Source organism: Polaromonas sp. YR568 (genome assembly GCF_943369415.1).
In the GTDB taxonomy this organism is placed as follows: Bacteria; Pseudomonadota; Gammaproteobacteria; order Burkholderiales; family Burkholderiaceae_C; genus Polaromonas.
On record NZ_CALRNF020000002.1, the window covers coordinates 24020 to 47714 of the forward strand.

Sequence of the window (23695 nt, forward strand, 5' to 3'; positions counted from 1 at the left end):
TTTTATTGGGGCTGGAAGCCGTAAACGCCGCCGTTGTGGGTCACGGCGATCAGCGTATTGCCGACCAGCACCGGCGTGGCGGCAATGGCCGACCCGTCGGTGGGCAGGCGGTTGAGCAGGGAGCCGTCTTCCCGCGACAGCAGGTGGACGTAGCCCGAGAAATCGCCGATGGCGATGGAGCGTCCCACCACCACCGGTGCGGTCAGGCTGCGGTAGCGCAGGCGGTCCGTGGTCCATGCGCGCTCGCCGTCGGCGCGGCGCCAGGCGATCACGTTGCCGTCGGCCTCGGTGCCGAACACAAAGCGCTCGTCGCCGTCCACGCCCTGCAAGCCGTTGGCGGGCTTGGTCCATAGCAGGTTGCCGCGCGCGGCGTTGACGCAGCCGACGCTGGCCTGGAAGGCCCGCGCGCAGACGACATCACCCTGGCGGCTGACGCGGCCGACCAGGTCGACCAGGCGCTCCACGTCATTGATGCCGCGAGGCGTGGCAATGGGGGACTCCCAGCGGATGCTGCCGTTCGCGGGGTTCAGGCCCGCCAGGCGGCCGGCCAGGCCCACCACCAGCGTGTCGCCGACGGCCAGCATCACGCCGGACTGGCGAAGGATCAGGGGCTCGTTGGGGCGCTGTTGGGCCCACAGTTTGCGCCCGGTCTGCCCGTCAAAGGCATTGACCGAACGGTCGGCCGCCAGCACGAACACCCGCGAGCCGGCCACGAAAGGCGCGGTGAAGGCCTGGGCGCCCAGCTTCTGGCGCCACAGTTCGCGGCCGTCCTGCAGGGCGACGACTTCATTGGCCTTGGTCACCACGGCAACGACCTTGCCGTCGTTGCCGGCGCCTGCGGCCAGGGGTGTGTTGAGCGCAAGGCGCCAGACGTCGCGCCCGGTCTGGGCATCCAGCAGGGCCACGGTGCCGTCGCCGCTGGCGACCGCCACACTGTTGCCGGCAACGCCGGTTTCGAGCGGGAAGTTCACCTGCCCGACGCGCGTGGTCCATATCTGGCGGGCGGACACCAGCGCCGTCACGGGCTGGAGTTCAGCCGGCTGGGGTTTGGCAGGGCCACCGCCGAAAAAGGAACACCCGCCCAGAACCGCCAGCAGAACAAGAGCGGCCGGAACGCGGGTTGCCTGGGCCAGAGGCCGGAAAGACGATGGGATCATTTCTTCACCTCGGGATTCGATGCTGCGGTTGCGGATGGTTTGGCTTGCGCGGCCGGGTCTACGCCCAGCGCATTGAGCTTGACCTCGACGAGGCGGCGGTACTCGGCGCGCTCGTCAAGCTCCTTGTAGGCTTTTTCATATTCCGCCCTGGCTTCGGCCTTTTTACCCTGCGCGACAAAGATATCGCCGCGGCGGTCGGCGGCGAGCGCCGTGAACGCCTTGGGGAAAGTGCCTGAAGCCTGCTGGAGCGCTTCGTCATAGGCTTTCTTTTCGAGAAGCAGCCCGGCCAGGCGAAGGCGCGCGATGGCCTGGTAGCTTTCGTCGGAGGATTTCTCGGCGACCCAGGTCAGCGCGGCGCGCGACGCGTCGATGTTGCCCTTGTCGTAATAAGCGCGGGCGGCCAGCAAGCCGGCCTGCTGGGCGTAGGTGGTGCCGCCGAAACGCTCTTTCATGTCCGCCAGCGAACGGTCGATTTTGGCGACGTCACCCGACTGCACGGAACGCTCGACCTCGTCGTACATGACCGAAGCCTGGGCTGCCTGGCTGCGCTGCCAGTAGTGGTAGCCGTTCCAGGCTGCGAAGGCGCCGAGGACGATGATCAACCCCCAGGTGATGAAGTCACCGTACTGTTTCCAGAAGTGCTTGAGCTCGTCAAGCTGTTCCTGCTGTTCCAAATCGAGGTGTTTTGCCATAAAAGTCTTCTTGTTCTGCCCGGTGACGGCGCGGATTGAGTTGGGGTGATTGTAGAGGCCAGTGACAGGCGCCCCGCCGGGTGCCGGCCCGGCGGCTCAGCCGCGCAGGGTCTGGGCCCAGGCCGCGGCATCAGCCAGCGGCTGGAGGGCCTGGGCCTGCAGGGCCTGGTCTTTTTCGCCGCGCAGGTGCTTGACGGCGACGCAGCCCTGGGCGAGTTCGTCCGCGCCGAAAATCAGCGCATAGCGCGCGCCGCTGCCGTCGGCCTTCTTGAACTGGGACTTCATGCTGCCCATGCCCTCCCCCGTGCCGGCGTGCATCTGCACCTTGATGCCGGCAGCGCGCAACGCCTCGCAGGCCGCCATCGCGGCGGGCACCGCGTCCGCCGAGGGCAGGATGGCGTAGGCGTCGGGGGCGACCTCGGGCGGCAGCACACCGACCGCCTCAAGCAACAACAGCATGCGCTCCACGCCCATGCCCCAGCCGACCGCCGGCGTGGGCTTGCCGCCGAGCTGCTCGAACAGGCCGTCGTAGCGTCCGCCGCCGCAGACCGTGCCCTGCGAGCCGAGCTTGTCGGTGATCCACTCGAACACGGTGAGGTTGTAATAGTCCATGCCGCGCACCAGGCGCGGGTTGATGCGGTAGGCCACGCCGGCGGCGTCAAGCACCGCGCGCACCGCGTTCAGGTGGGCGAGCGAAGCTTCCCCGAGGAAGTCCATCAGCTTGGGCGCCGCTTCAACCATCGCCTGCATGGCGGGATTTTTTGTGTCGAGGATGCGCAGCGGGTTGCTGTGCAGCCGGCGCTTGGCGTCTTCGTCCAGCACGTCGGCGTGCGCCTCGAAGTGCGCGACCAGCGCGGCACGATGCGCCATGCGCTCGGCCGGCTGGCCCAGGCTGTTCAATTCAAGCCGCACGTGCTCCATCGGGATGCCCAGGTCGCGCAGCAGCGCCCGGCACATCAGGATCTGCTCGGCATCCACGTCGGGGCCGGCAAAGCCCAGGGCTTCGACGTCGACCTGGTGGAACTGGCGGTAACGGCCCTTTTGCGGCCGCTCGTGGCGGAACAGCGTCACCGCCGACCAGACCCGCATGGGCCCGTTGTACAGCGCGTTGTGCTCGACCATCGCGCGCACAATGCCGGCGGTGGCCTCGGGGCGCAGCGTGAGCTTGTCGCCGTTCATCGAATCGACGAAGGAGTACATCTCTTTTTCGACGATGTCGGTGACTTCGCCGAGGCCGCGCACGAAGAGCGCCGTCGGCTCGACGATGGGTGTGCGCACATTGGCGTAGGCATAACGCGCCATGAGCGCGCGCACCTTCGCTTCGAACCACTCCCAGCGCGCCGATTCGGGCGGCAGGATGTCGTTCATGCCTTTGACAGCAACGAGTTTTTCGGTCTTCGCCAAAGCGGGCTTCTCCGCCGCAGCGGCAGCTGTTTTTTCAACCATGGGTATTAAGCGGTTTCGGCGACGGCGTGCGTGCCAAAACGTTTTTCTATGTAGTTTTCAACGATGGCCTGGAACTCGTGCGCGATGTTGTCGCCGCGCAGGGTCAGCCGTTTTTCGCCGTCAATGAACACCGGCGCGGCCGGTGCTTCGCCGGAACCGGGCAGGCTGATGCCGATGTCGGCATGCTTGCTCTCGCCCGGGCCGTTGACGATGCAGCCCATCACGGCAACCTTGAGGCCTTCGACGCCGGGATACTGCTCGCGCCAGACGGGCATCTGGGCCCGCAGGAAATCATCGATCTGCTTGGCCAGTTCCTGGAAGGTGGTGCTGGTGGTGCGGCCGCATCCCGGGCAGGCCGTGACGCTGGGCACAAAAGTCCGCAGGCCCAGGGCCTGGAGTATCTCGGAGGCAATCACCACTTCCTGGGTACGGGCCTCGCCGGGCTGAGGGGTCAGGGAGACGCGAATGGTGTCGCCCACGCCTTCCTGCAGCAAAATCGACAGCGCGGTGGCGGAGGCCACCGTGCCCTTGGTGGCCATGCCGGCCTCGGTCAGGCCCAGGTGCAGCGCGTGGTCGGTGCGCTTGGCCAGCTCGCGGTACACCGAGATCAAATCCTGCACGCCACTGACCTTGCAGGACAGGATGATCTGGTTGCGGGCCATGCCCATTTCTTCGGCGCGCTGGGCGGAGTCCACCGCGGAGGTGATCAAGGCCTCGTACATCACCTGCCGGGCATCCCAGGGGGTTTCGCGGCGGCTGTTTTCGTCCATCAGGCTGGCCAGCAATTCCTGGTCCAGGCTGCCCCAGTTCACGCCGATGCGCACGGGCTTGTTCCAGCGCATGGCGACTTCGATCATCTGGCCGAACTGGCGGTCGCGCTTGTCGCCCTTGCCGACATTGCCGGGGTTGATGCGGTATTTGGACAAGGCCTCGGCACAGGCCGGATAGTCGGTGAGCAGGCGGTGGCCGTTGTAGTGGAAGTCGCCGATCAGGGGCACGTCTATGCCCATGCGGTCCAGTTGCTCGCGCACATAGGGCACGGCCTGGGCCGCCTCCGGTGTGTTGACGGTGATGCGGACCATCTCGGAGCCCGCCAGGGCCAGTTCCTTGACCTGGATGGCGGTGCCTATCGCGTCCACCGTGTCGGTGTTGGTCATGGACTGGACGCGCACCGGCGCGTCGCCACCCACGGTCACGATGCGCGAACCCCAGGCCACCTGCGACTGCAGGGAGCGCCGCGCCTTCGGAAAAGCGGACTCTATGGGAAGGCAAGCCTGGAGCACTATTTCACCTCGAACCGGGCAACGTTGTCCCTGGCGACCGCGTTCAGGTCAAACGCCTGGCCGCGCACCTGCACCTGCGTGACGTCCGCCTTGCCCACCACGGCGGCCAGCGGCAGCGCGCCGGACGCGCCGGCGACCTCACCGGCCGTCAACAGGCGGCGCAGCACGACCGTTCCTTTCGCGTCTATCACTTCCACCCAGGAGTCACCCTTGGTGCGGAAGGTCACGATGCCTGCAGGCGTCGCCTGCGAGGCTGCGAGGGCGGGAGCTGCGGGCGTAACAGGCGTGGCGGGAGCGGCGGCTGGCACGGCAACGCCGGCGGGAGCCGGCGTTGGGCTGCCCGTTGCCGGTGAAAGTGCCGACATGGACAAAGGAACGGCAGCCATAGCGGCTGGAGGAGTGGACGACGGGCCGCTCGTTGAGGAGCTGGCGGCGGCAAACGGCTCATGCGCCTGCGCCACAGGCACGGCCGGCCTGGCGTCGTCGGCAAGCCCGGATCCGGCCATCGCGACGGCAGCTGGCAAGGGCTTGACCGCTTCGGAGGGCGGCATGGTGTCGGCGTCGTTTTTGCCGTTGCTGCCGTCCTGCTTCATGGCAGGCATGAAAATCAGGACCAGGGCGCCCAGCAGCAAAACCAGTCCCGCCAGAACGGCCTGTTTGGAAACCTGGGTCCAGACCGAAGGACTGGGGCCCTCGCCCGGCGTGCGGAAAGGCGCGTTGATGCCCGAACCCTGGTAAGTGAGCTTGGGCGCGGTGGTCTGGGGCAAAAGGCCCAGCACGGGGGCCGCATCCAGCTTCAGCGTGCGGCATACGCTGGAGGCCAGCGCCCGCACGAAAACGGCGTCGGGCAACAGGTCAAAGCGGTCCTGCTCAAGCGCTTCGAGTTTTTTCACGGGAACCTTGAGCGACACCGCAAGGGCGGCGATGTGCATTCCTGCGGCCTCCCTGGCCTGGCGAAGCAATGTTCCGGCCGTCGGCTCGGGAGCCGGCATGCCGCTGTTGCCAAAGCCGGCGCCTGCCGCTTCGCCGTCCAACTGTGCGCCCGGCACCGCGTCAAGGTCACTCATTGAAGGAGCCCTTCTCATAGGCAGCCGCTTCACGGGACTGCGCAAAACGTTTTCTCAGCTGATCGCCGAGTTGCACCATTGCTTCCCGGTTGTTCAATTTCTGTTCGGTCTTGACGCCCAGCCACAGGCTTTCGGCGTTGGCCAGATCGCTGTTGTTGATGCGGCGAATATAGAACTGGGCGCGCGTCAATTCACCGCGCTGATACAGAAGATTGGCCAGGTTGTAGCCGGTGACCGGATTGCCCGCGTCCAGTTCATAGGACTGCATGAGGCTTTGCTCGGCTTCGGCCCGCTGTCCTGCGCGAACCTGGCAGACGCCTTGCGTCATCAGCGTTTTGGCCCTGCCGGCGTAGGTGGGGTTGGCCATCGCCTGGCCGAAAAAGCGCATCGCGTCGTTGTAGCGCCCCTGCTGGCACATCAGCCACCCATAGTTGTGCGCAACATCCGCATCGCGCGCATTCAGCGCGAGCGCACGGCGAAAACTGTCCTCGGCCATCGGAATGTCGTTCAGGCGCATGTACACCAGGCCGCGCAGGTTGTAGGCATCCCCGAAGGTGGGATCGGCCAGCAGCGACTGCTTGATTTCATCGAGCGCGACATTGGTCTGGCCCTGCTCGAAGTAACCCGAAGCCAACTCAAGCCGCAACCGCGCGCGCCGGCGCCCGTCGGGTTCATCCGATTCCGTGACGATGTCATTGCGGCCGCCGGAAGCCGAGGAAGTTCCGGAAGCGCCGGGCGCGCCCTGCTGGGCACACCCTGCCAGCAGCAAGACCAGCCAGCAAGCCGGCACCCAGATTACATTGGAGAAAAATCTCATACGCCCATCCCCTTGGCCACAACGACCTTGATTCCCCCGAGCATACCTTGCCGTTGCGCTGCCATGCGCTGGTCCACGCCTGTTCGGTCCTGTACATCGCCGGCGAGTTGCCCGCAAGCCGCATCGATGTCATCGCCGCGGGTTTTTCGCACGGTGGTCACAATGCCCGCGTCCATCAGGATTTTCGCGAACGCGGAGACTTGCGGCATGTCGGAACGTTTGAGGCCGGAGGCCGGGAAGGGATTGAACGGAATCAGGTTGAACTTGCAGGACAGGCCCCGCGCGCCGTGCTCCCTGACCAGCGACACCAGCTGGCGCGCGTGCTCGGGCTGGTCGTTCACGCCATCGAGCATGCAATATTCGAAAGTGATGAAGTCCCGGGGCGCGGACGACTGGTAACGGGTGCAGGCTTCCAGCAATTCCGCAATGGGGTATTTTTTGTTCAACGGCACAAGGTTGTCGCGCAGCGTGTCTTCGGGCGCATGCAGCGAGACGGCCAGCGCCACAGGGCAATCCCTGGCAAGCCGGTCGATCATGGGCACCACACCCGAGGTGGACACGGTAACCCGCCGGCGCGACAGGCCGTATCCGTGGTCATCGAGCATGACCTTGAGCGCCGGAAGCAGTTGTCCGTAATTCTGCAAGGGCTCGCCCATGCCCATCATCACCACGTTGGAGATCACCCGCTCTTCACGGCCCAGGTGCCGGCGCAGGAAGTGTTCGGCGAACCACAGCTGGGAAATGATTTCCCCGGTGGTCAGGTTGCGGCTGAAGCCCTGATGGCCCGTCGAGCAGAACCGGCAGCCCACGGCGCAACCGGCCTGCGAGGAAATGCACAGCGTTCCGCGGTCGGTTTCGGGAATGAAAACGGTTTCGATGACGTCGCCGGCGCCGACGTCGAACAGCCATTTGATGGTGCCGTCGGCGGAATCGTGGCGCGAAACCACTTTGGGGCCCTCGATGTGGGCCGAGCCGGTGAGCTTTTCGCGCAGGGACTTCGCCAGGTCCGTCATTTGCGTGAAATCCGTCGCTCCCTTCTGGTGAATCCAGCGAAAGAGCTGCGTGGCGCGAAAACGCTTTTCACCCAGCTGCTCGCAGAAGGCGGCCAAACCGTCCAGATCGTAATCAAGAAGGTTGGCCGTCATCGCAGCACGCAGCCGGCTGAACCGCCCCAAGCAAGCGACGGCCCTGAAAAGGGGTAGCAAAGCATGGGGAGGAACATGGTTTAACGCGAGTAGACGTTCATGCCAGGGAAAAAGAAGGCAATTTCCACCTTGGCGGTTTCAGCGGCGTCCGAGCCGTGCACGGCGTTGGCGTCGATGCTGTCGGCAAAGTCGGCGCGAATGGTGCCGGCGGCCGCCTTCTTCGGATCGGTGGCGCCCATCAGGTCGCGGTTCTTCAGGATGGCGCCTTCGCCTTCCAGCGCCTGGATCATCACCGGGCCGGAAATCATGAAGGAAACCAGGTCCTTGAAGAAGGGACGCTCTTTGTGCACCGCGTAGAAAGCCTCGGCTTCGCCTTGCGACAGGTGAGCCATGCGGGCAGCCACAACCTTCAGGCCGGCAGCTTCAAAACGCGCGTAGATCTGGCCGATCACGTTTTTTGCCACTGCGTCGGGTTTGATGATGGAGAGAGTGCGTTCGATTGCCATGAGAGTTCCTTAAGGAGATTTTTTGGATTTTTAAATTATTCAAAAATTGAATAAAGCCCATGATTTTAACCTGCGGGCTTTGTGCCGCAGATCAACCCTGTGATTCAAAGTGCTTCTGCGGCGCTCAGCGGTTTCCACCACGGTTTCCACCGCCGCGATTGCCGCCCCCGCGGTTTCCGCCACTGCCCCCACCGCCGCTGCGGCGCTGGCCGCCGGCATTGTTGCCGCCGCCCATGCCCGTGCCGCCGCGGCGCTGCTGCCCCTGGCCTTGGCCCTGTCGCTGCCGCGTAAAGGTGTCCGCGCCGATATAGCCGAACGAGGTTTTCATGGGGTCGGGTTGGGCGCCGCCGGGAAGTTTGTCGCCGCGATCACCGCGGTCTCCGCGGTCTCCGCGGTCATCACGCCTTTTTTGCCCCTGCATGCCGCCATTGCCCGGGGGCGGTCCGGTCCGGGGACCCGGACCGGTGTTGCCACCCGGCCCGCGCCCTTTGCCACCGCGCCGGCGATTGCCCCGCGGCGCGGAATCGTTCCGGGGAAGCGGTGGCTGCGAGTCATCAGGGTCCTGGTCGTCACCGTCTTGCTGCGCGGCATCGGCCGGCGCCATGTCCGCCGGGGGCGCGAACCGGTCGCGTCCGCCGCGCGGGCGTTCATTCCTGCGCGGGCCGCGCGCTTGCCGGGGTTCACCGCCCTCGCCGCCCGGCGTGCCCGTCTGGGGGCCTGCAACGGCCGCACGGGGATCCGCGCGGGATTCGGAACGCGTCACGGCACTGGTCAGGGCCCAGATATCGCGCTCGTCGAGTTCGACAAACGCGCCGCGCTTGAGGCCGCGCGGCAGCACCATGGCCCCGTAGCGGATGCGGATAAGGCGGCTGACGGCATGGCCTACAGCTTCGAACATGCGCCGGACTTCGCGGTTGCGGCCTTCTGAAATGGTGACGCGGTACCAGCAATTGGCGCCTTCGCCGCCGCCGGCTTCGATGGAGCCGAACTGGGCGACGCCGTCGTCCAGCTGCACGCCTTCGAGGAGGCGTTTTTTCTCTTCGTTGTTCAGGGCGCCGAGCACGCGCACCGCGTATTCGCGCTCAAGGCCGAAACGCGGATGCATCAGCTTGTTGGCCAGTTCCCCGGAACTGGTCAGCAGCAACAGCCCCTCGGTGTTCAGGTCAAGGCGCCCCACCGACTGCCACTTGCCCTGGAACAACTTGGGCAGGCGCCGGAATACCGTCGGGCGGTTCTGCGGGTCGTCGTGCGTGACGACTTCGCCGGTGGGTTTGTGGTACGCAATCACGCGCGGCGGAGGCGGGTCTATGCGCACGCGTATCGGCTTGCCGTTGACCTTGACCGTGTCGCCGAACTGGATGCGCTGGCCGATGTGGGCGGGTTCACCATTGACCGAAATGCGCCCTTCCAGGATCAGCTGCTCCATCTCCAGGCGGGAGCCAAGGCCGGCCTGGGCCAGCACCTTGTGCAGTTTGGGGGTTTCGGGCTGGGGCGACAGCACGCGCTTGGGCGGCGCGAGGGCGACGTCTTCTTCGTCGGCGTCAAACTGGCCGGTCACGACGTCTTCAAAACGGATCGCGCCCACGGCCGGCGCGGCATTGCGCCCCTTGGGCTGCCGCGGCGATGTCACCACCCCTGCTTCCGCGGTGCCTATCGCCTCAGGCGCATCCTGCTCGGGCAGTTCTGGGGACGCCACTTTCGTCTGGTCTTCGGGCATGTCCGCGGATTCGGGAGCAGGAGGGTCTTGTTGGGTCATTTTTTACATTCGTGCGGGTAAATCGCCGTCGTTCTCCCCCGAAGGCTCGGGATCGCTGTCGCCGGCAGCGGGCAGCGGCTGCGGGCCTTCGGCGGCGTCGCCCATCGCTTCGGGCGTTTCCGCCGTATCGGACGTATCGGGCAGATCGGACGTATCAGATAAATCGGCCGCTTCGTTCGTTTCGCCGGTCCGGCCCGGACTTTGCGCCGGGGCCGCGTTTTCCAGCGCGAACTCCAGGCCGTCCAGCCCCGCCGCGCTGTCCGCAAGTCCGGCCATGCCGAATTCGATTTGTTCCAGCATGGCAACCGGCGTTGAGGTGTTGCTGTCCATGACGGGGAGCTGGTCCAGCGACTCGACACCCAGGTCGTCCAGGAACTGGCGGGTGGTCGCGAACAGCGCGGGCCGGCCCACGGTTTCCCGGTGGCCAATGACTTCCACCCAGCCGCGGTCTTCCAGCTGTTTGAGGATCATGCTGTTGATCGTCACGCCGCGGATGTCTTCCATGTCGCCGCGCGTCACGGGCTGGCGGTAGGCGATGATGGCCAGCGTCTCCAGCGTCGCACGGCTGTAGCGCGGGGGTTTTTCGGGATGCAGCCTGTCCAGGTATTCGCGCATCTGGGGCCGGCTTTGAAAACGCCAGCCGGTCGCAACGTGCACAAGTTCCACGCCGCGGCCCGACCAGTCGTTCTGCAATTCTTCAAGTACCAGCCTGAGGCTGTCGGCAGTCAGCACCCCGTTGAACAGGACACCCATTTCACGCAATGGCAATGGTTGCTGCGCGCAAATAAGTGCTGTTTCGAGGACGCGCTTGGCATCCGTCGTATTCATGATTGTGGTCGTTCCGAAAAAGGGCGGAAAAAAAGGCCGGGAAAACGTGGGTTCGGCGCTTGTTCGCGCATGCATCCATGCGCAATCTCCCGTCAGGAGCCATGGTGCAGGTAGCTGAAAACTACTGGATTTGATTGTATATCAGGCCCAAACCCGCGATGGCGGCCTGCAGGTCGGCGGGAGGCTCTGACCTGAACTCCATGGCCTTGCCGGTCACCGGGTGTTTGAACGCCAGTCGGCATGCGTGAAGGGCCTGGCGGCCAAGCCCTGCGGCGGGCGCCCCCCCATAGACTTCGTCGGACACCAGCGGATGGCCGAGAAAGGCCATGTGCACCCGGATCTGGTGGGTGCGGCCGGTGTGCAGCTTGCACTTCACCAGGCAGTGTTTGAGGCTGTTTTGCAGCAGCGACACCACGGTGGAAGCCGTCTTGCCGGCATTCTTCTCCAGGTCGACCACCGCCATGCGCAGCCGGTTGCGCGGGTCGCGGCCTATGGGGGCGTCGACCTGGCGCGTCTTTGCGCCCAGCCAGGCGCCGTGGGCCAGGGCCACATATTCACGGCTCACGTCGCGGGCCGCGATCAGGCCGACCAGTTGGTCCATCACCGTCCGCTGGCGGGCGACCACCATTAACCCGCTGGTGTCCTTGTCCAGGCGGTGGACAATGCCGGCGCGCGGCAGGAACACGGCTTGCGGGTCGTGTGCCAGCAGTCCATTGAGCAAGGTTCCGCTCCAGTTGCCGGGGGCCGGGTGCACCACCAGCCCCGCGGGTTTGTTGATCACCATCAAATAGGCGTCTTCAAAGACGATGTCCAGCGCCATGGCCTCGGGCTTGAAGGCCTGGCTTTGCGGCGTCGGCCGCAACTCAATGAAGAGCTCATCACCCGCCTTGACCTTGGCGGAGGTTTTGGTCACCACGGCACCGCCCAGCTTCACCACGCCGGCCTCAATCAATTGCTGGAGATAAGTGCGCGAGAACTCGGGCACAATGGCGGCCAAAGCGCGATCCAGGCGGCTGCCGTGACTGCTCGCGGGCACCGTCACCTGGCGCAATTCCATCTCGGCGGTCGTGTCCCCCTCCTCCTGGGCTTCGTCCGGGACGCTTTCGGGCGCAGCAGCGGCCGATATAATCAATTTGCTTTGTTCTGAATCAGTCATCAAGAAGGTCGATTGCAATGTTTTCCACCAAATTATCGGTTGTTCCCAATGCAATGCCGCTTTTTGCAGCCGTTTGCGCCCTGTCGTTCGTGATCGCCGGTTGCTCCAGCACACCGGCGCCCGACAAAACGGCCACATGGAGCCCCAACAAAATCTACGCGGAGGCCAAAGACGAAGCGAATTCAGGGGCCTACGACAAAGCCATTCCTCTGTATGAAAAGCTTGAAGGCCGCGCAGCGGGCACCCCGCTGGCGCAGCAGGCCCAGATCGAAAAAGCCTATACCCAGTACAAGAGCGGCGAGCAGGCACAGGCCATCGCGACACTGGACCGCTTCATGAAGCTGCACCCGGCCAGCCCGGCCATCGACTATGCGCTCTACCTCAAGGGCCTGGTCAACTTCAACGACAACCTGGGCATTTTCAGCTTTATCTCGCGCCAGGACCTGGCCGAACGGGACCAGAAGGCCGCCAAGGAATCGTTTGAGTCCTTCCGGGAACTCGTAACCCGCTTCCCCGAATCGAAATACACGCCGGATGCGCGCCTGCGCATGGGCTACATCGTGAACTCGCTGGCGCAGTCCGAAGTGCACGTGGCGCGCTACTACTATTCTCGCGGGGCCTATGTTGCCGCGATCAACCGCGCGCAAAGCGCCATCGCCGACTACCGCGACGTGCCGGCGCTGGAAGAGGCCGTCTACATCCTCTACAAATCCTATGACGCCCTGGGTATGGCGGAGTTGCGCGACGACACCCGCCGCATCATGGAAAAGAACTACCCGCAGAGCCACTTCCTGAGCAACGGCTTCAAGTCTGCAGACAGTCCCTGGTACAAGTTCTGGTAAGGGCGTCCAGCCTGTCCGTCAGCTCCTGCTCGGACGCCAGGCGCCGCATGGGCGGCAAAGCCCTCAGCAGGCGCTTTCCGTAACCCATGGACGCCAGGCGGCTGTCGCATACCACCAGCACGCCCTCGTCGGTTTCCCGGCGTATCAGGCGCCCTGCGCCCTGCTTGAGAGCCACGGCCGCCTCGGGCAGAAAATAATCGTTGAACGCACTGCGCCCCTGTGACTCCAGCAGCTTGGAGCGGGCTTCGGCCAGCGGGTCATTGGGCGGCGGAAAAGGCAGCTTGTCGATGATGACGAGTTGAAGCGCATCGCCGGGCACGTCAATGCCCTCCCAGAACGACGCCGACGCCACCAGCACGCAACCCTTGCCGCCGTTGGCGTTGCCTTCGCGGAAGCGCTCTATCAGCACGCGCTTGGGCATGGCGCTCTGCACCAGCACTTCCATGTCGGACGAGTCCTGGAAGGCGTCCCTGAGCGTATCGCCGATGGTGCGCAAGGCCCGCAGCGTGGTGGTCAGCACCATCGTGCGGCCGCCCAGGTGGCGCGACCATCTGGCGGCACATTCGGCCACCTTCACCGTGTGTGACGGGTCTCCCGGTTTGGGGAAGGCGGGCGGCACATACAGCGCCGCCTGGCGCTCGTAATCAAAAGGACTGCCCACCCGCAGGATCTCGGCCTCCTCCAGCCCGCAAGGCTGGGTGAACCAGCTGAGCTTGTCGTCGTCGCCCAGCGTGGCGGAGGTGAATATCCAGGTTTTTTCGGCGCCGCCACTCGCGCCCAGCACCTTGCTTTTCACGGCTTTTGAAATATCCAGCGGCGATTCGACCAGCCGCAGCTGTGTGCCCACGTCGGCCCAGCGCACGCAGCCCGGTTCGCAGGCATGGACGAAACGCCGGGCGCGTTCTGCCAGTTCGGCGGCGCGCTCAAGCAGGCGCACAAAGTCGGGCGCGATTTCGCTGACGGTGTCGAGGGCCGCGCAGGCCTGCTCGCAGGACGCGTGGACCGCTTGCAGCGCGCCGTTCCACTCGGCCGCATCCAGGCCCTCGGGGGATTCGCCCACCCACCGCAGCTTGGTGCCGGGGTATTGCTTGCCGGCGCACAGGCGCAGTTCACGCCCGGCGTGCTCCACCGCAGACACCACCTCCTGCCAGTCCACCAGCCCGCGAGCCAGCTGCAGGCCCGCCGCCAGCATGTCCCTTGCAAAATCCAGCAATTGGCCCGTTGTCAGGTTGGTTCCGAGAAACTGCACGCCTGTCTCGTTGAGCTGGTGCGCTTCGTCGAAGATGGCGATGCGCACCGAAGGCAGCAGTTCGGCCACACCCGACTCGCGCACCGCGAGGTCGGCAAAAAACAGGTGATGGTTGATCACCACCACGTCGGCCGCCATCGCCTCCCTGCGCGCCAGGTTCACGTGGCAAGCCCGAAAACGCGGGCATGGGGCGCCCAGGCAGTTCTCCCGCGTGGAGGTCACCAGCGGGATCATGGGAGAGCGCTCGTCCAGCCCCGGAAGTTCGGCCAGGTCGCCGGTGCGCGTGGCCTTGGACCACTCCTCAATTCTGGCCAGCGCGCGCACGGAGACGCCGTCGGGCAAATAGGCTTCCTGGCGCGCCATCTCCATGCGGTGCAGGCACAGGTAGCTGGCCCGTCCCTTGAGCAGTGCCGTGCTCACCGGAAGGCCCAGCGCCTCGACCAGGCGCGGCAGGTCGCGGCCGAAAAGCTGGTCTTGCAAGGCTTTGGTCGCGGTCGACAGCAACACGCGTTCGCCGCTCAGCAAGGCGGGAACGAGGTAGGAAAAGGTTTTACCGACGCCGGTGCTGGCTTCAACGACCAGGGGGTAAGCGCCCTCGATGGCGCGAGCCACGGCCAAGGCCATCTCGGTCTGGCCGCTGCGCGGCATGAAATGTTCAGCCGCACGCGACAGCACACCGCCAGGGGCGAAGGCCTCTTCCACTTCAAGCGCAAGCGTCATCAGGCGGGCTCTGGGGGGTCGAGCGACAGCTCAAGCTGTGCAATCTGGTCGCGCAAATGCAGGCGGCGTTTTTTCAGCCGCCTGAGCAGCAGTTCGTCGATAGGCAAGGAGTGCGCCGCAATGTCTACCAGGGCATTCAGGTCCGCATGCTCCATTTTCAGTTCGATCAGCTGCCGTTCCGGGGAATGTAAATTTAAGTCCAAGGTTTTTTATCCGTACGCGCTGCTTCGCTTGATAATACGTCGATTGCGACCATAAATCGAGCCTCGTGCCCGAACGACCACACAATGTCCAAAGGTTATCGAATCACAGCGTCCACCGGTATCCACAAAGGCGATCGGGACTATCAGCAGGACCAGGTCAACCTGTTCAGCCACTCGCGAATTCCCGGCTGCATGCTGGGCATCGTGGCCGACGGCATGGGCGGACGCAGTGGCGGGCGCAAGGCCTCCGACCAGGTCATGCTGACCGCCAAGCAGCTTTTCGACCGCTATGCGCCCGAAACGGATGACGCGCCGGCCATGCTCAAGCAGATCGTCGAAGAAGCGCACATCGTGATCAAGCTCACGGCGATCTCGGCCGAACAGGAACCCCACAGCACGCTCGCGGCGTTCGTGATCAATCCGGGCGGCGACTGCCACTGGGTGCATACCGGCGATTCGCGCATCTACCACTACCAGGGCAGCAAGCTGGTGCACAGGACGGTGGACCACTCTTACGTTCAGACGCTGGTCGACAAAGGCGAGATCACCGAGGACGAAGCCAACGTCCATCCGCAGTCCAACATCCTGATGGGATGCCTGGGCACCGAGGAATCGCCGCCCATCACGCACCATTTCATCCCGCAACTGCGTCCCGAGGACGTTCTGCTGGCTTGCAGCGACGGCGTGTGGCACTACTTCAGTGCCAGCGAAATGGGCTCCGCCCTGGCCATGCTGTCGCCGCGCGAAGCCACTGAGTTCCTGATCCAGAAAGCCCGCTCTCGCGCGCGGGGCGGCGGTGACAACCTCTCGCTGGTGATCGTCAAGCTCGAGCCGCTGGCTCCTGAGCCGCCAGCCCGCTTACTGGGGTAGAGGCAAGGACTTGGCCGGCGGCTTGGTCTGCTTCAGGCGATCGGCTTCGTGCTGGGCCTTGCGTTCCTGGGCCTCTTTCTGGCGCTCGGCGAGTTTTTTGGCCTCTTCTGCCGCCGTGGCCTGTTTTTCGGTTTTGGCCTGGGATTTTTCCTGGCTTCCCTTGATCCTGGCCGCGCTGGCCTCGCTGTTGCTCTGCGCGGTGGATTGGGTGGCGGCGCGGTCCTCGACCTTCTGCTTTTCCCGCTCCAGGCGCGACTGGTAGTCGCTCACGGCTTTTGCCCGGCGGTCAGCGGCTTCCTGCTGGTTTTCGGGTGATGCTTTTTCTTCTGTCTTGCGGATTTGCTCCGCGCCCCGGATACGGCGCTCTTCGTCGTTGAGCAGTAGTTCCTGCCTGCGCAGGTCCGCCATCGCCTCACGCCGCCTGTCGTTGACCTTGCCGAGGCAGCTGTTGACGGCGAATCTTTTGTAGCACTCGACATCTTCGGCCAGGAAACCGGCCTCCAGCTGGGCGCGCTCCTTGCCGATCCTTGCGCGCTCGGCATCCAATGTGCCGGGCGCCGTCGCAGGCGCGTCCGGCTGCGTTGCGGGCTGCGCGTTCGCAAGCACGCCCAGGGTGGCGAAAAGGCATGCGAGGGCGAAGTGTTTCATGTGATGGTCGTGTCCACGTTTCGGCGTTCGAGCGCCAGGAATTCCTTTGACTGCATTTCGTTGAGCCGCGAGACGGTGCGGGGAAACTCGTGCACCAGCGGCCCCTCGGTGTACAACGCCTCCGGAGGCACCGCCGCCGACATGATCAGCTTGACCCTTCGGTCATACAGCACGTCCACCAGCCAGGTAAAACGCCGGGCTTCGGAGGCCATGCGCACCGGCATATAGGGCACGTCGCTCAACAGCACGGTATGGAACTGGGTGGCGATCTCCAGGTAATCGTTTTGCGAACGGGGCCCGCCGCACAGTGTCTTGAAATCAAACCACACCACGCCCCCCGCCTTGCGCCTGGCCTGGATCTGCCTGGACTCGATCTGCAGCACCGGGTTTTCATCCTGGGACTCCGCCAGGGCATTGAAAGTTTCCGTCATTTCGGCGTCCGCCTGGGGTCCCAGCGGCGTGTGGTAGAGCCTGGCCTGCTCCAGAGTGCGCCTGCGGTAGTCCGTGCCGTTGTCGACGCTGATGACCTCCAGGTTCGCCTTGAGCAGCTCAATGGCCGGCAGCACACGGTCGCGGTGCATGCCGTTGGGGTAGAGCTCGTCGGGATGAAAGTTGGAGGTCGTGACGAAGCCTACGCCGTTTTCGAACAGGGCTGCGAGCAGCCTGTGAAGAATCATGGCGTCCGTGATGTCGGCCACGTGAAACTCATCGAAACAGATCAGCCGATAGCGTTTGGCCATGCGCCTGCCGAGTTCGTCGAGCGGGTTCGCCGTGCCTTGCAGGTCCTGTAACTCCCGGTGCACCTCGCGCATGAATTCGTGGAAATGCAGCCTGACCTTGCGCCGCAAAGGAACGGCCCCGAAAAAGCAATCCATCAAAAAGCTTTTGCCGCGGCCGACGCCCCCATGCATATAGACGCCACGGGGAATGTCGGGCCGGTTGATCAGCTTTTTGAAGGCGTTGGAGCGCTGCTCCTTGAACTCGGCCCACTCGGAGGCGCAGCGCTCCAGCGCCTCGACGGCGCGCAGTTGCGCGGGGTCGCTTTGATAACCCCGCGCCGCCAGTTCAGCGTCGTACGCCGCGCGTACCGGTTGAGTCACCGATTCAGTACCCGCGCTCGGCTCAGAAGTTCAGCGTGCGCTTGTCCACCGCCAGCGCGGCTTCCTTGGTCGCCTCGCTGAGGGACGGGTGCGCGTGGCAGATGCGGGCGATGTCCTCGCTGCTGGCGCGGAACTCCATGGCGACCACGCATTCGGCGATCAATTCGCTGGCGAAAGGCCCGACGATGTGCACGCCCAGGATTTCATCCGTGGCGGCATCGGCCAGCATCTTGACCATGCCCGTGGTGTCGCCCAGCGCCCGCGCACGGCCGTTGGCCATGAAGGGGAAGGTGCCGGCCTTGTAGGCGCGGCCCGCGGCCTTGAGCTGCTCTTCCGTCTGGCCGACCCATGCGATCTCGGGGTTGGTGTAGATCACCCAGGGAATGGTGTTGAAGTTGACGTGGCCGTGCTGGCCGGCGATGCGCTCGGCAACGGCAACGCCCTCTTCCTCGGCCTTGTGCGCCAGCATGGGGCCGCGCACCACGTCGCCGATCGCCCAGACGTTGGGCAGGTTGGTCTTGCATTCCTCATCGACCACCACCGCGCCGCGCTCGTCGAGCTTCAGGCCCACGGCCTCGGGTGCCAGGCCTATGGTGTTGGCGACACGGCCGATGGAGACGATCAGTTTGTCGACTTCCAGCGTCTGCGCCTGGCCCTTGGCATCCACATAAGCGACCGACACGCCCTTCTTGCCGGACTTGATTTCGCCGACCTTGGCGCCGAGTTCGATCTTGAGCCCTTGCTTGGTGAAAGCCTTGTGGGCTTCCTTGGCGATCTGCTGGTCTACCGCGCCCAGGAAGGTCGGCAGGCCTTCGAGCACCGTCACGTCGGCGCCCAGGCGGCGCCAGACCGAGCCCATTTCCAGGCCGATCACGCCGGAGCCGATCAGGCCCAGCTTCCTGGGCACGTCGCCTATGCGCAGCGCACCGTCGTTGGACAGGATGTTTTCCTCATCAAACGGCGTGCCCGGCAGCGCGCGGGCATTGGAGCCCGTGGCCACGATGATGTGTTTGCCGGAGATGGTTTCTTCAGCCGCGCCCGCGACCTTGAGGTCATAGAGGCCGTCTTTGGCAGCGGCGAAAGAGGCGCGGCCGTGGAAGAAGGTGACCTTGTTTTTCTTGAACAGGTAGACGATGCCGTCGTTGTTCTGTTTGACGACGGTGTCCTTGCGGCCCAGCATCTTGGCCATGTCCAGGCTCAGGCCCTTGACCTCGATGCCATGGTCGGCGAAGTGGTGGCCGGCCTGCTCGTAATGCTCGGACGACTGCAGCAGCGCCTTGGAGGGAATGCAGCCCACGTTGGTGCAGGTGCCGCCCAGGGCGGGACCGCCCTTGGCGTTCTTCCACTCGTCGACACAGGCGACGTTAAAACCCAGCTGGGCGGCGCGAATGGCGGCAATGTAGCCGCCTGGGCCGCCGCCGATGACGATCACGTCGAATTGCTTGGACATTATTTTTTCACTCTCTTGATTGGGATGGGATCAAAACTGCAGCCATCACAAAGACCGCGTATAAAAAGAACAGCTTGCTCCCGGGAACTGTCCTGGGGAGAACAGGCGACCAGCAGGTCGCTCATCTCGACACTTGAGAAACAGGATTTCCCGGTTAGGTTCACCTGAGCCAGAGCGGCCCGGTCCTGGTCGGAAAACGGCGGGGCTTTTGGTGAAGGACTTTCAAGGCTTTTCCTGGCCGCCTCCCGTATCAGCGCCATCAGGTAGTCTGGCGCGGACGTGAAAGTCGTCGGCGTGGATTGACCTTGTGGCCCTTTTCCAAAAGCAAGCCGACAGCGGCTTGAAATGCCAATCTCTGATTCACATGAAAACTTCAGGGTGGCACCGGTCGGGTCCGCTGCCGACTCATACTCGTAGTTCGCAGCATGCGCCAGCAACGGAAGAGCCAAAGCCCCCACCAGCGTGAACGCCGTCCGGTGCCAGGAACCTGGATGCATGGACATGCCTAGATATCGAACAGCAGACGTGCAGGATCTTCCAGCGCTTCCTTCATCGCCACCAGGCCCAGCACGGCTTCGCGGCCGTCCACGATGCGGTGGTCGTAGCTCATGGCGAGGTAGTTCATCGGGCGCACCACGATCTGGCCGTTTTCGACCACGGCGCGGTCCTTGGTCGCGTGCACGCCCAGGATGGCCGACTGCGGCGGGTTGATGATGGGGGTGGACAGCATGGAGCCGAACACGCCGCCATTGGAGATCGAGAAGGTGCCGCCGGTCATTTCTTCAATGCCCAGCTTGCCGTCGCGCGCTTTGGCACCGTACTCGGCGATCTTCTTTTCGATCTCGGCAAAGCTCATCTGGTCGGCGTTGCGCAGGATGGGCACCACCAGGCCGCGCGGCGAACCGACGGCGATGCCGATGTCGAAGTAGCCGTGGTAGACGATGTCATTGCCGTCGACCGAAGCGTTGAGCACGGGGTACTTCTTCAGCGCATGCACGGCAGCCTTGACGAAGAAGCTCATGAAGCCGATCTTCACGCCATGTTCTTTCTCGAACTTTTCCTGGAAGCGCTTGCGCATTTCCATGACGGGCGCCATGTTGACTTCATTGAAGGTGGTCAGGATGGCGTTGGTGGCCTGCGATTGCAGCAGGCGTTCGGCGATGCGCGCGCGCAGGCGGCTCATGGGCACGCGCTGCTCAGGGCGCTCGCCGAGGTCGGCGGGCTTGGCGGATGCGGCGACCTGAGGCAAGGCTGCGACGGGCGCACCCGTGGGGATGGCGGCTGCGGCAGCGGGCTTGGCGCCGCCGGCGGTGGCACCCAGCACGTCGCCCTTGGTGACGCGGCCGTCCTTGCCGGTGCCGGGCACGGAGCCGGCGGCGAGGTTGTTGTCGGCCATCAACTTGGCGGCGGAAGGCATGGGCACGCCGGCCATGGAGCCGCCTGCCGCGGGGGCAGGTGCGGCTGCGGCCGCGGGAGCAGGCGCCGATGCGGCTGCAGCAGCCGGTGCGGCGGCAGCGGCCGCCGCAGGTGCCGCGGCGCCCGCCTTGGCTTCGGTGTCGATACGGGCGATCACCTGGTCGGACACCACGGTGCCGCCGTCGGCAACCGCCAGTTCGACCAGCACGCCGGCCGACGGCGCGGGCACTTCGAGCACGACCTTGTCGGTTTCGATCTCGATCAGGATTTCATCGATGGCGATGGCATCGCCGACTTTTTTCTTCCACTGCAGCATGGTGGCCTCGGCCACGGACTCGGACAGCTGGGGGACTTTGACTTCTACGATAGCCATGTTGTTTCTTTCGTGTGCGTTCTTGTGTTCTGTGTCTTGAAAAGGCCGGCCTTACTTGGTCAGCACAAAGCCCTTGAGCTTGCCGAAGGCGCCGTCCACCAGCGCCTTTTGCTGCTCCTGGTGCAGGTGCGAATAACCCACGGCCGGTGATGCCGAGGCGGCACGGCCGGAATAGCCCAGCTTCTGGCCGTCGAGCATGTTTTCGTGGATGTAGTGCTGCACGAAGAACCAGGCGCCCTGGTTTTGCGGCTCGTCCTGGCACCACACGATGTCGGTGACGTTCGGATAGCGTTTCAGTTCGGTGGCGAAGGCCTTGTGCGGGAAGGGATAGAGCTGCTCGACGCGCAGGATGACGGTGTCGTCGGCGCCCTTTTCTTCGCGCTTCTTGGCCAGGTCGTAGTAGACCTTGCCCGAGCAGGCGATGATGCGTTTGACCTTGTCGGCCTTCTTGTTGATCTCTTCCTTGGTCTCGGGAATGATGGTCTGGAAACTGCCCTTGGTGAACTCGGACAGCGGCGAGGTCGCATCCTTGTTGCGCAGCAGCGACTTGGGCGTCATGATGACCAGCGGCTTGCGCAGGTTGCGTACCATCTGGCGGCGCAGCACGTGGAAGATCTGGCTGGCCGTGGTGGGTTGCACCACCTGCATGTTGGTGTCGGCCGACAGCTGCATGAAGCGCTCCAGGCGTGCCGAGCTGTGCTCGGGGCCCTGGCCTTCGTAGCCGTGCGGCAGCATCAGCGTGATGCCGTTGACGCGGCCCCACTTCACTTCGCCGGAGGCGATGAACTGGTCGATCACGACCTGCGCGCCGTTGGCGAAGTCGCCGAACTGGGCTTCCCAGATCACCAGCGTGTTGGGGTCGTTGGAGGCGTAGCCGTATTCAAACGCCAGCACCGCCTCTTCGGACAGGATGGAGTCGATGACGACGAACGGGGCCTGGTTGTCGGCCACATTCTGCAGGGGCACATAGGTGCCGGTATCGAACTTTTCACGGTTCTGGTCATGGATGACGGAGTGGCGGTGCGTGAAGGTGCCGCGGCCGCAGTCTTCGCCCGACAGGCGCACCGGGTAGCCGCTGGCCACCAGCGAGGCGAAGGCCATGTGTTCGCCCATGCCCCAGTCCACGGGGATGTCGCCGCGGCCCATGGCGGCGCGGTCGTCGTAGACCTTCTTGACCAGCTGGTGTGGCGCCACGGTGGCGGGGATGGTGGTGATCTTGTCGGCCAGGCGCTTCCACTCGGCCATGGGGATGGCGGTATCGCCCGCATCGGTCCATTTCTTGCCGAGGTAAGGGTTCCAGTCGACCGCGTACTTGCTCTTGAAGTTGGTCAGCACCGGGTCGAAGGTGCTCTTGCCGGCATCCAGCGCCGCGCGCATGGCCTTGACCATATCGTCACCCAGCGTGTCGCCCATGCCTTGCGCCGTCAGCTTGTCGGCGTAGAGGCGGCGCGTGCCGGGGTGCTGCGCGATCTTCTTGTACATCAGCGGCTGGGTCAGCGCGGGGGTGTCCTGCTCGTTGTGGCCCAGTTTGCGGAAGCAGATGATGTCGACCACGACGTCCTTCTGGAATTCCATGCGGAACTCAAGCGCCAGCTGGGTGGCCAGAACGACGGCCTCCGGGTCGTCGCCGTTGACGTGCAGCACCGGCGCTTCAATCATCTTGACGACGTCGGAGCAATACAGCGTCGAGCGGCTGTCGCGCGGGTCGCTGGTCGTGAAACCGATCTGGTTGTTGATCACGATGTGCACCGTGCCGCCCGTGAAGTAGCCACGGGTTTCGGCCAGCGCCAGCGTTTCCATGACCACGCCCTGCCCTGCGAAGGCAGCGTCGCCGTGCACCAGCACCGGCAGCACCTGCAGGCCCTTGGGGTCGGCGCGGCGGTCCATGCGGGCGCGCACCGAGCCTTCAACCACGGGGTTGACGATTTCCAGGTGCGAAGGGTTGAAGGCCAGCGTCAGGTGGACCGGGCCGCCGGGGGTGGTGACGTCGGAGCTGAAGCCCTGGTGGTATTTGACGTCGCCGCTGGGCAGGTCTTCGGGCGCGGTGTGGTCGAACTCGGCGAACAGGTCGGCCGGGACTTTGCCCAGCGAATTGACCAGCACGTTCAGGCGGCCGCGGTGGGCCATGCCGATCACGATTTCCTGCACGCCCTTGATGCCGCCCTGCTGGATCAACTCGTCCATGCTGGCGATGAAGCTTTCGCCGCCTTCGAGCGAGAAGCGCTTCTGGCCGACGTACTTGGTGTGCAGGAAACGCTCCAGGCCTTCGGCGGCCGTCAGGCGGTCCAGGATGTGGAGCTTCTTTTCCTTGGTGAAATTGGGCTTGCTGCGAATCGATTCGAGCTTTTGCTGCCACCAGCGCTTGTGGTTCTGGTCGGTCGCGTACATGTACTCGGCGCCAATGGTGCCGCAGTAGGTTTCACGCAGCGCGTTCATGAGCTCGCGCAGGCTCATGGTGTCTTTGCCGAAGAAGGTGTTGCTCGTGTTGAACACGGTTTCCTGGTCGGCATCGCTGAAGCCGTAGAACGAGGGCTCCAGTTCGGGAATCTTGTCGCGCTCGGCGCGCTTGAGCGGGTCCAGGTCGGCCCAGCGGGCGCCGACGTTGCGGTAGGCGGCGATCAGTTGCTGGACGGCGGTGCGCTTGCGGCCCATTTCGGAATCGGCGCCGCTGGCGACGACGACCCTGGTCTGGCCTTGTTTGGCGCGTTCGGCGAAGGCATTGACGACCGGCAGGTGCGGAACGTCCTTGGCATTGCTGCCGTCAACGGCGGGAACGTGCTGGAGTGCGTCGAAATACTCGCGCCAGTTGTCGGGCACGCTGCCGGGGTTGGCGAGGTAGTTTTCGTACATCTCTTCGACATAGGGCGCATTGCCGCCGAAGAGGTAGGTGTTGCCTTGATAGGCAGAATAGACAGACGATGCTGCCGGGTTGGAACTCATATCCGCTGACCTCCGTTTCCCTTGGGGAAAC

The 23695-nt window shown here is 64.5% G+C and carries 21 protein-coding genes; 2 read left to right on the plus strand and 19 right to left on the minus strand.

Translation table 11 applies throughout. The features are described from left to right. Positions 1 to 2: 2 nt before the first annotated feature. The 11 genes from bamB to ACLV74_RS01610 all read right to left on the minus strand — a co-directional run bounded on the left by bamB (position 3) and on the right by ACLV74_RS01610 (position 11853). Positions 3 to 1157, minus strand: coding sequence for an outer membrane protein assembly factor BamB (gene bamB / locus ACLV74_RS01560; protein ID WP_411877606.1), 1155 nt, complete (start codon positions 1155 to 1157; stop codon positions 3 to 5). After that, positions 1154 to 1849, minus strand: a complete 696-nt coding sequence (locus tag ACLV74_RS01565) for a YfgM family protein (RefSeq protein WP_411877607.1) — start codon at positions 1847 to 1849, stop codon at positions 1154 to 1156. The genes bamB and ACLV74_RS01565 overlap by 4 nt, the downstream gene beginning before the upstream one ends. A 96-nt stretch (positions 1850 to 1945) precedes the next feature. Then, positions 1946 to 3295, minus strand: a complete 1350-nt coding sequence (gene hisS, locus ACLV74_RS01570) for a histidine--tRNA ligase (protein WP_411877608.1) — start codon at positions 3293 to 3295, stop codon at positions 1946 to 1948. A 5-nt stretch (positions 3296 to 3300) separates the two neighbouring features. Continuing rightward, a complete protein-coding gene (gene ispG, locus ACLV74_RS01575; protein ID WP_411877609.1) occupies positions 3301 to 4578 on the minus strand; it encodes a flavodoxin-dependent (E)-4-hydroxy-3-methylbut-2-enyl-diphosphate synthase in 1278 nt (425 codons plus the stop codon). After that, the gene (locus tag ACLV74_RS01580; RefSeq protein ID WP_411877610.1) at positions 4578 to 5645 is read right to left on the minus strand and encodes a helix-turn-helix domain-containing protein; all 1068 of its coding nucleotides are present in this window, start codon (positions 5643 to 5645) and stop codon (positions 4578 to 4580) included. The genes ispG and ACLV74_RS01580 overlap by 1 nt, the downstream gene beginning before the upstream one ends. Continuing rightward, positions 5638 to 6462 carry a type IV pilus biogenesis/stability protein PilW gene (gene pilW / locus ACLV74_RS01585; protein ID WP_411877611.1) on the minus strand — a complete coding sequence of 275 codons (825 nt, stop codon included), beginning with the start codon at positions 6460 to 6462 and terminating at the stop codon, positions 5638 to 5640. The genes ACLV74_RS01580 and pilW overlap by 8 nt, the downstream gene beginning before the upstream one ends. Beyond that, positions 6459 to 7607 carry a 23S rRNA (adenine(2503)-C(2))-methyltransferase RlmN gene (rlmN, locus tag ACLV74_RS01590; protein ID WP_411877612.1) on the minus strand — a complete coding sequence of 383 codons (1149 nt, stop codon included), beginning with the start codon at positions 7605 to 7607 and terminating at the stop codon, positions 6459 to 6461. Before rlmN ends, pilW begins: the two co-directional genes overlap by 4 nt. 80 nt (positions 7608 to 7687) lie before the next feature. After that, complete coding sequence (ndk, locus tag ACLV74_RS01595) at positions 7688 to 8113, minus strand: nucleoside-diphosphate kinase (protein ID WP_122956648.1); 426 nt, start codon at positions 8111 to 8113, stop codon at positions 7688 to 7690. 124 nt (positions 8114 to 8237) lie between these two features. Beyond that, entirely contained in the window at positions 8238 to 9869 is a 1632-nt protein-coding gene (locus ACLV74_RS01600; protein ID WP_411877613.1) for a pseudouridine synthase, read from the minus strand. A gap of 3 nt (positions 9870 to 9872) precedes the next feature. Then, entirely contained in the window at positions 9873 to 10697 is an 825-nt protein-coding gene (gene scpB / locus ACLV74_RS01605; protein ID WP_411877614.1) for an SMC-Scp complex subunit ScpB, read from the minus strand. Between the two features lie 121 nt (positions 10698 to 10818). Beyond that, on the minus strand, positions 10819 to 11853 hold the full coding sequence (locus ACLV74_RS01610) for an RluA family pseudouridine synthase (protein WP_411877615.1): 1035 nt from the start codon (positions 11851 to 11853) through the stop codon (positions 10819 to 10821). A 17-nt stretch (positions 11854 to 11870) separates the two neighbouring features. Between ACLV74_RS01610 and ACLV74_RS01615 the strand changes: the two genes are divergently transcribed. After that, positions 11871 to 12695 (plus strand): outer membrane protein assembly factor BamD, encoded by an 825-nt coding sequence (locus ACLV74_RS01615; protein WP_411877616.1) that lies wholly within the window; start codon positions 11871 to 11873, stop codon positions 12693 to 12695. On the opposite strand, the gene ACLV74_RS01620 is transcribed toward ACLV74_RS01615, so the two are convergent. Then, entirely contained in the window at positions 12658 to 14664 is a 2007-nt protein-coding gene (locus ACLV74_RS01620) for an ATP-dependent DNA helicase (protein ID WP_411877617.1), read from the minus strand. The two genes, ACLV74_RS01615 and ACLV74_RS01620, sit on opposite strands and share 38 nt — an antisense overlap. After that, positions 14664 to 14867: a DUF465 domain-containing protein gene (locus ACLV74_RS01625; protein ID WP_411877618.1), complete on the minus strand. Its 204-nt coding sequence runs from the start codon at positions 14865 to 14867 to the stop codon at positions 14664 to 14666. Before ACLV74_RS01625 ends, ACLV74_RS01620 begins: the two co-directional genes overlap by 1 nt. An 84-nt stretch (positions 14868 to 14951) precedes the next feature. Between ACLV74_RS01625 and ACLV74_RS01630 the strand changes: the two genes are divergently transcribed. Then, on the plus strand, positions 14952 to 15737 hold the full coding sequence (locus ACLV74_RS01630; protein ID WP_411877619.1) for a PP2C family protein-serine/threonine phosphatase: 786 nt from the start codon (positions 14952 to 14954) through the stop codon (positions 15735 to 15737). On the opposite strand, the gene ACLV74_RS01635 is transcribed toward ACLV74_RS01630, so the two are convergent. From ACLV74_RS01635 to ACLV74_RS01660, 6 genes are read right to left on the minus strand one after another with little or no spacing between them, the layout of a single operon-like run. Beyond that, a complete protein-coding gene (locus tag ACLV74_RS01635) occupies positions 15726 to 16385 on the minus strand; it encodes a hypothetical protein (RefSeq protein ID WP_411877620.1) in 660 nt (219 codons plus the stop codon). The two genes, ACLV74_RS01630 and ACLV74_RS01635, sit on opposite strands and share 12 nt — an antisense overlap. After that, the gene (gene zapE, locus ACLV74_RS01640) at positions 16382 to 17485 is read right to left on the minus strand and encodes a cell division protein ZapE (RefSeq protein ID WP_411877621.1); all 1104 of its coding nucleotides are present in this window, start codon (positions 17483 to 17485) and stop codon (positions 16382 to 16384) included. Before zapE ends, ACLV74_RS01635 begins: the two co-directional genes overlap by 4 nt. A 22-nt stretch (positions 17486 to 17507) precedes the next feature. Then, positions 17508 to 18935 (minus strand): dihydrolipoyl dehydrogenase, encoded by a 1428-nt coding sequence (gene lpdA, locus ACLV74_RS01645; RefSeq protein WP_411877622.1) that lies wholly within the window; start codon positions 18933 to 18935, stop codon positions 17508 to 17510. After that, positions 18935 to 19432, minus strand: coding sequence for a hypothetical protein (locus ACLV74_RS01650; RefSeq protein WP_411877623.1), 498 nt, complete (start codon positions 19430 to 19432; stop codon positions 18935 to 18937). Before ACLV74_RS01650 ends, lpdA begins: the two co-directional genes overlap by 1 nt. Positions 19433 to 19440: 8 nt before the next feature. Continuing rightward, a complete protein-coding gene (gene odhB / locus ACLV74_RS01655) occupies positions 19441 to 20724 on the minus strand; it encodes a 2-oxoglutarate dehydrogenase complex dihydrolipoyllysine-residue succinyltransferase (RefSeq protein ID WP_411877624.1) in 1284 nt (427 codons plus the stop codon). A 51-nt stretch (positions 20725 to 20775) separates the two neighbouring features. Further along, complete coding sequence (locus tag ACLV74_RS01660) at positions 20776 to 23664, minus strand: 2-oxoglutarate dehydrogenase E1 component (RefSeq protein WP_411877625.1); 2889 nt, start codon at positions 23662 to 23664, stop codon at positions 20776 to 20778. Between the last annotated feature and the right edge of the window lie 31 nt (positions 23665 to 23695).

What these genes read in the sequence shown, in the direction of transcription:
- bamB (WP_411877606.1), bottom strand. Translation starts at nt 1,157, where the DNA reads ATGATCCCATCGTCTTTCCGGCCTCTGGCCCAGGCAACCCGCGTTCCG.
- ACLV74_RS01565 (WP_411877607.1), bottom strand. Translation starts at nt 1,849, where the DNA reads ATGGCAAAACACCTCGATTTGGAACAGCAGGAACAGCTTGACGAGCTC.
- hisS (WP_411877608.1), bottom strand. Translation starts at nt 3,295, where the DNA reads ATGGTTGAAAAAACAGCTGCCGCTGCGGCGGAGAAGCCCGCTTTGGCG.
- ACLV74_RS01580 (WP_411877610.1), bottom strand. Translation starts at nt 5,645, where the DNA reads ATGAGTGACCTTGACGCGGTGCCGGGCGCACAGTTGGACGGCGAAGCG.
- pilW (WP_411877611.1), bottom strand. Translation starts at nt 6,462, where the DNA reads ATGAGATTTTTCTCCAATGTAATCTGGGTGCCGGCTTGCTGGCTGGTC.
- rlmN (WP_411877612.1), bottom strand. Translation starts at nt 7,607, where the DNA reads ATGACGGCCAACCTTCTTGATTACGATCTGGACGGTTTGGCCGCCTTC.
- ndk (WP_122956648.1), bottom strand. Translation starts at nt 8,113, where the DNA reads ATGGCAATCGAACGCACTCTCTCCATCATCAAACCCGACGCAGTGGCA.
- ACLV74_RS01600 (WP_411877613.1), bottom strand. Translation starts at nt 9,869, where the DNA reads ATGACCCAACAAGACCCTCCTGCTCCCGAATCCGCGGACATGCCCGAA.
- scpB (WP_411877614.1), bottom strand. Translation starts at nt 10,697, where the DNA reads ATGAATACGACGGATGCCAAGCGCGTCCTCGAAACAGCACTTATTTGC.
- ACLV74_RS01610 (WP_411877615.1), bottom strand. Translation starts at nt 11,853, where the DNA reads ATGACTGATTCAGAACAAAGCAAATTGATTATATCGGCCGCTGCTGCG.
- ACLV74_RS01615 (WP_411877616.1), top strand. Translation starts at nt 11,871, where the DNA reads ATGTTTTCCACCAAATTATCGGTTGTTCCCAATGCAATGCCGCTTTTT.
- ACLV74_RS01620 (WP_411877617.1), bottom strand. Translation starts at nt 14,664, where the DNA reads ATGACGCTTGCGCTTGAAGTGGAAGAGGCCTTCGCCCCTGGCGGTGTG.
- ACLV74_RS01630 (WP_411877619.1), top strand. Translation starts at nt 14,952, where the DNA reads ATGTCCAAAGGTTATCGAATCACAGCGTCCACCGGTATCCACAAAGGC.
- ACLV74_RS01635 (WP_411877620.1), bottom strand. Translation starts at nt 16,385, where the DNA reads ATGAAACACTTCGCCCTCGCATGCCTTTTCGCCACCCTGGGCGTGCTT.
- lpdA (WP_411877622.1), bottom strand. Translation starts at nt 18,935, where the DNA reads ATGTCCAAGCAATTCGACGTGATCGTCATCGGCGGCGGCCCAGGCGGC.
- ACLV74_RS01650 (WP_411877623.1), bottom strand. Translation starts at nt 19,432, where the DNA reads ATGCATCCAGGTTCCTGGCACCGGACGGCGTTCACGCTGGTGGGGGCT.
- odhB (WP_411877624.1), bottom strand. Translation starts at nt 20,724, where the DNA reads ATGGCTATCGTAGAAGTCAAAGTCCCCCAGCTGTCCGAGTCCGTGGCC.
- ACLV74_RS01660 (WP_411877625.1), bottom strand. Translation starts at nt 23,664, where the DNA reads ATGAGTTCCAACCCGGCAGCATCGTCTGTCTATTCTGCCTATCAAGGC.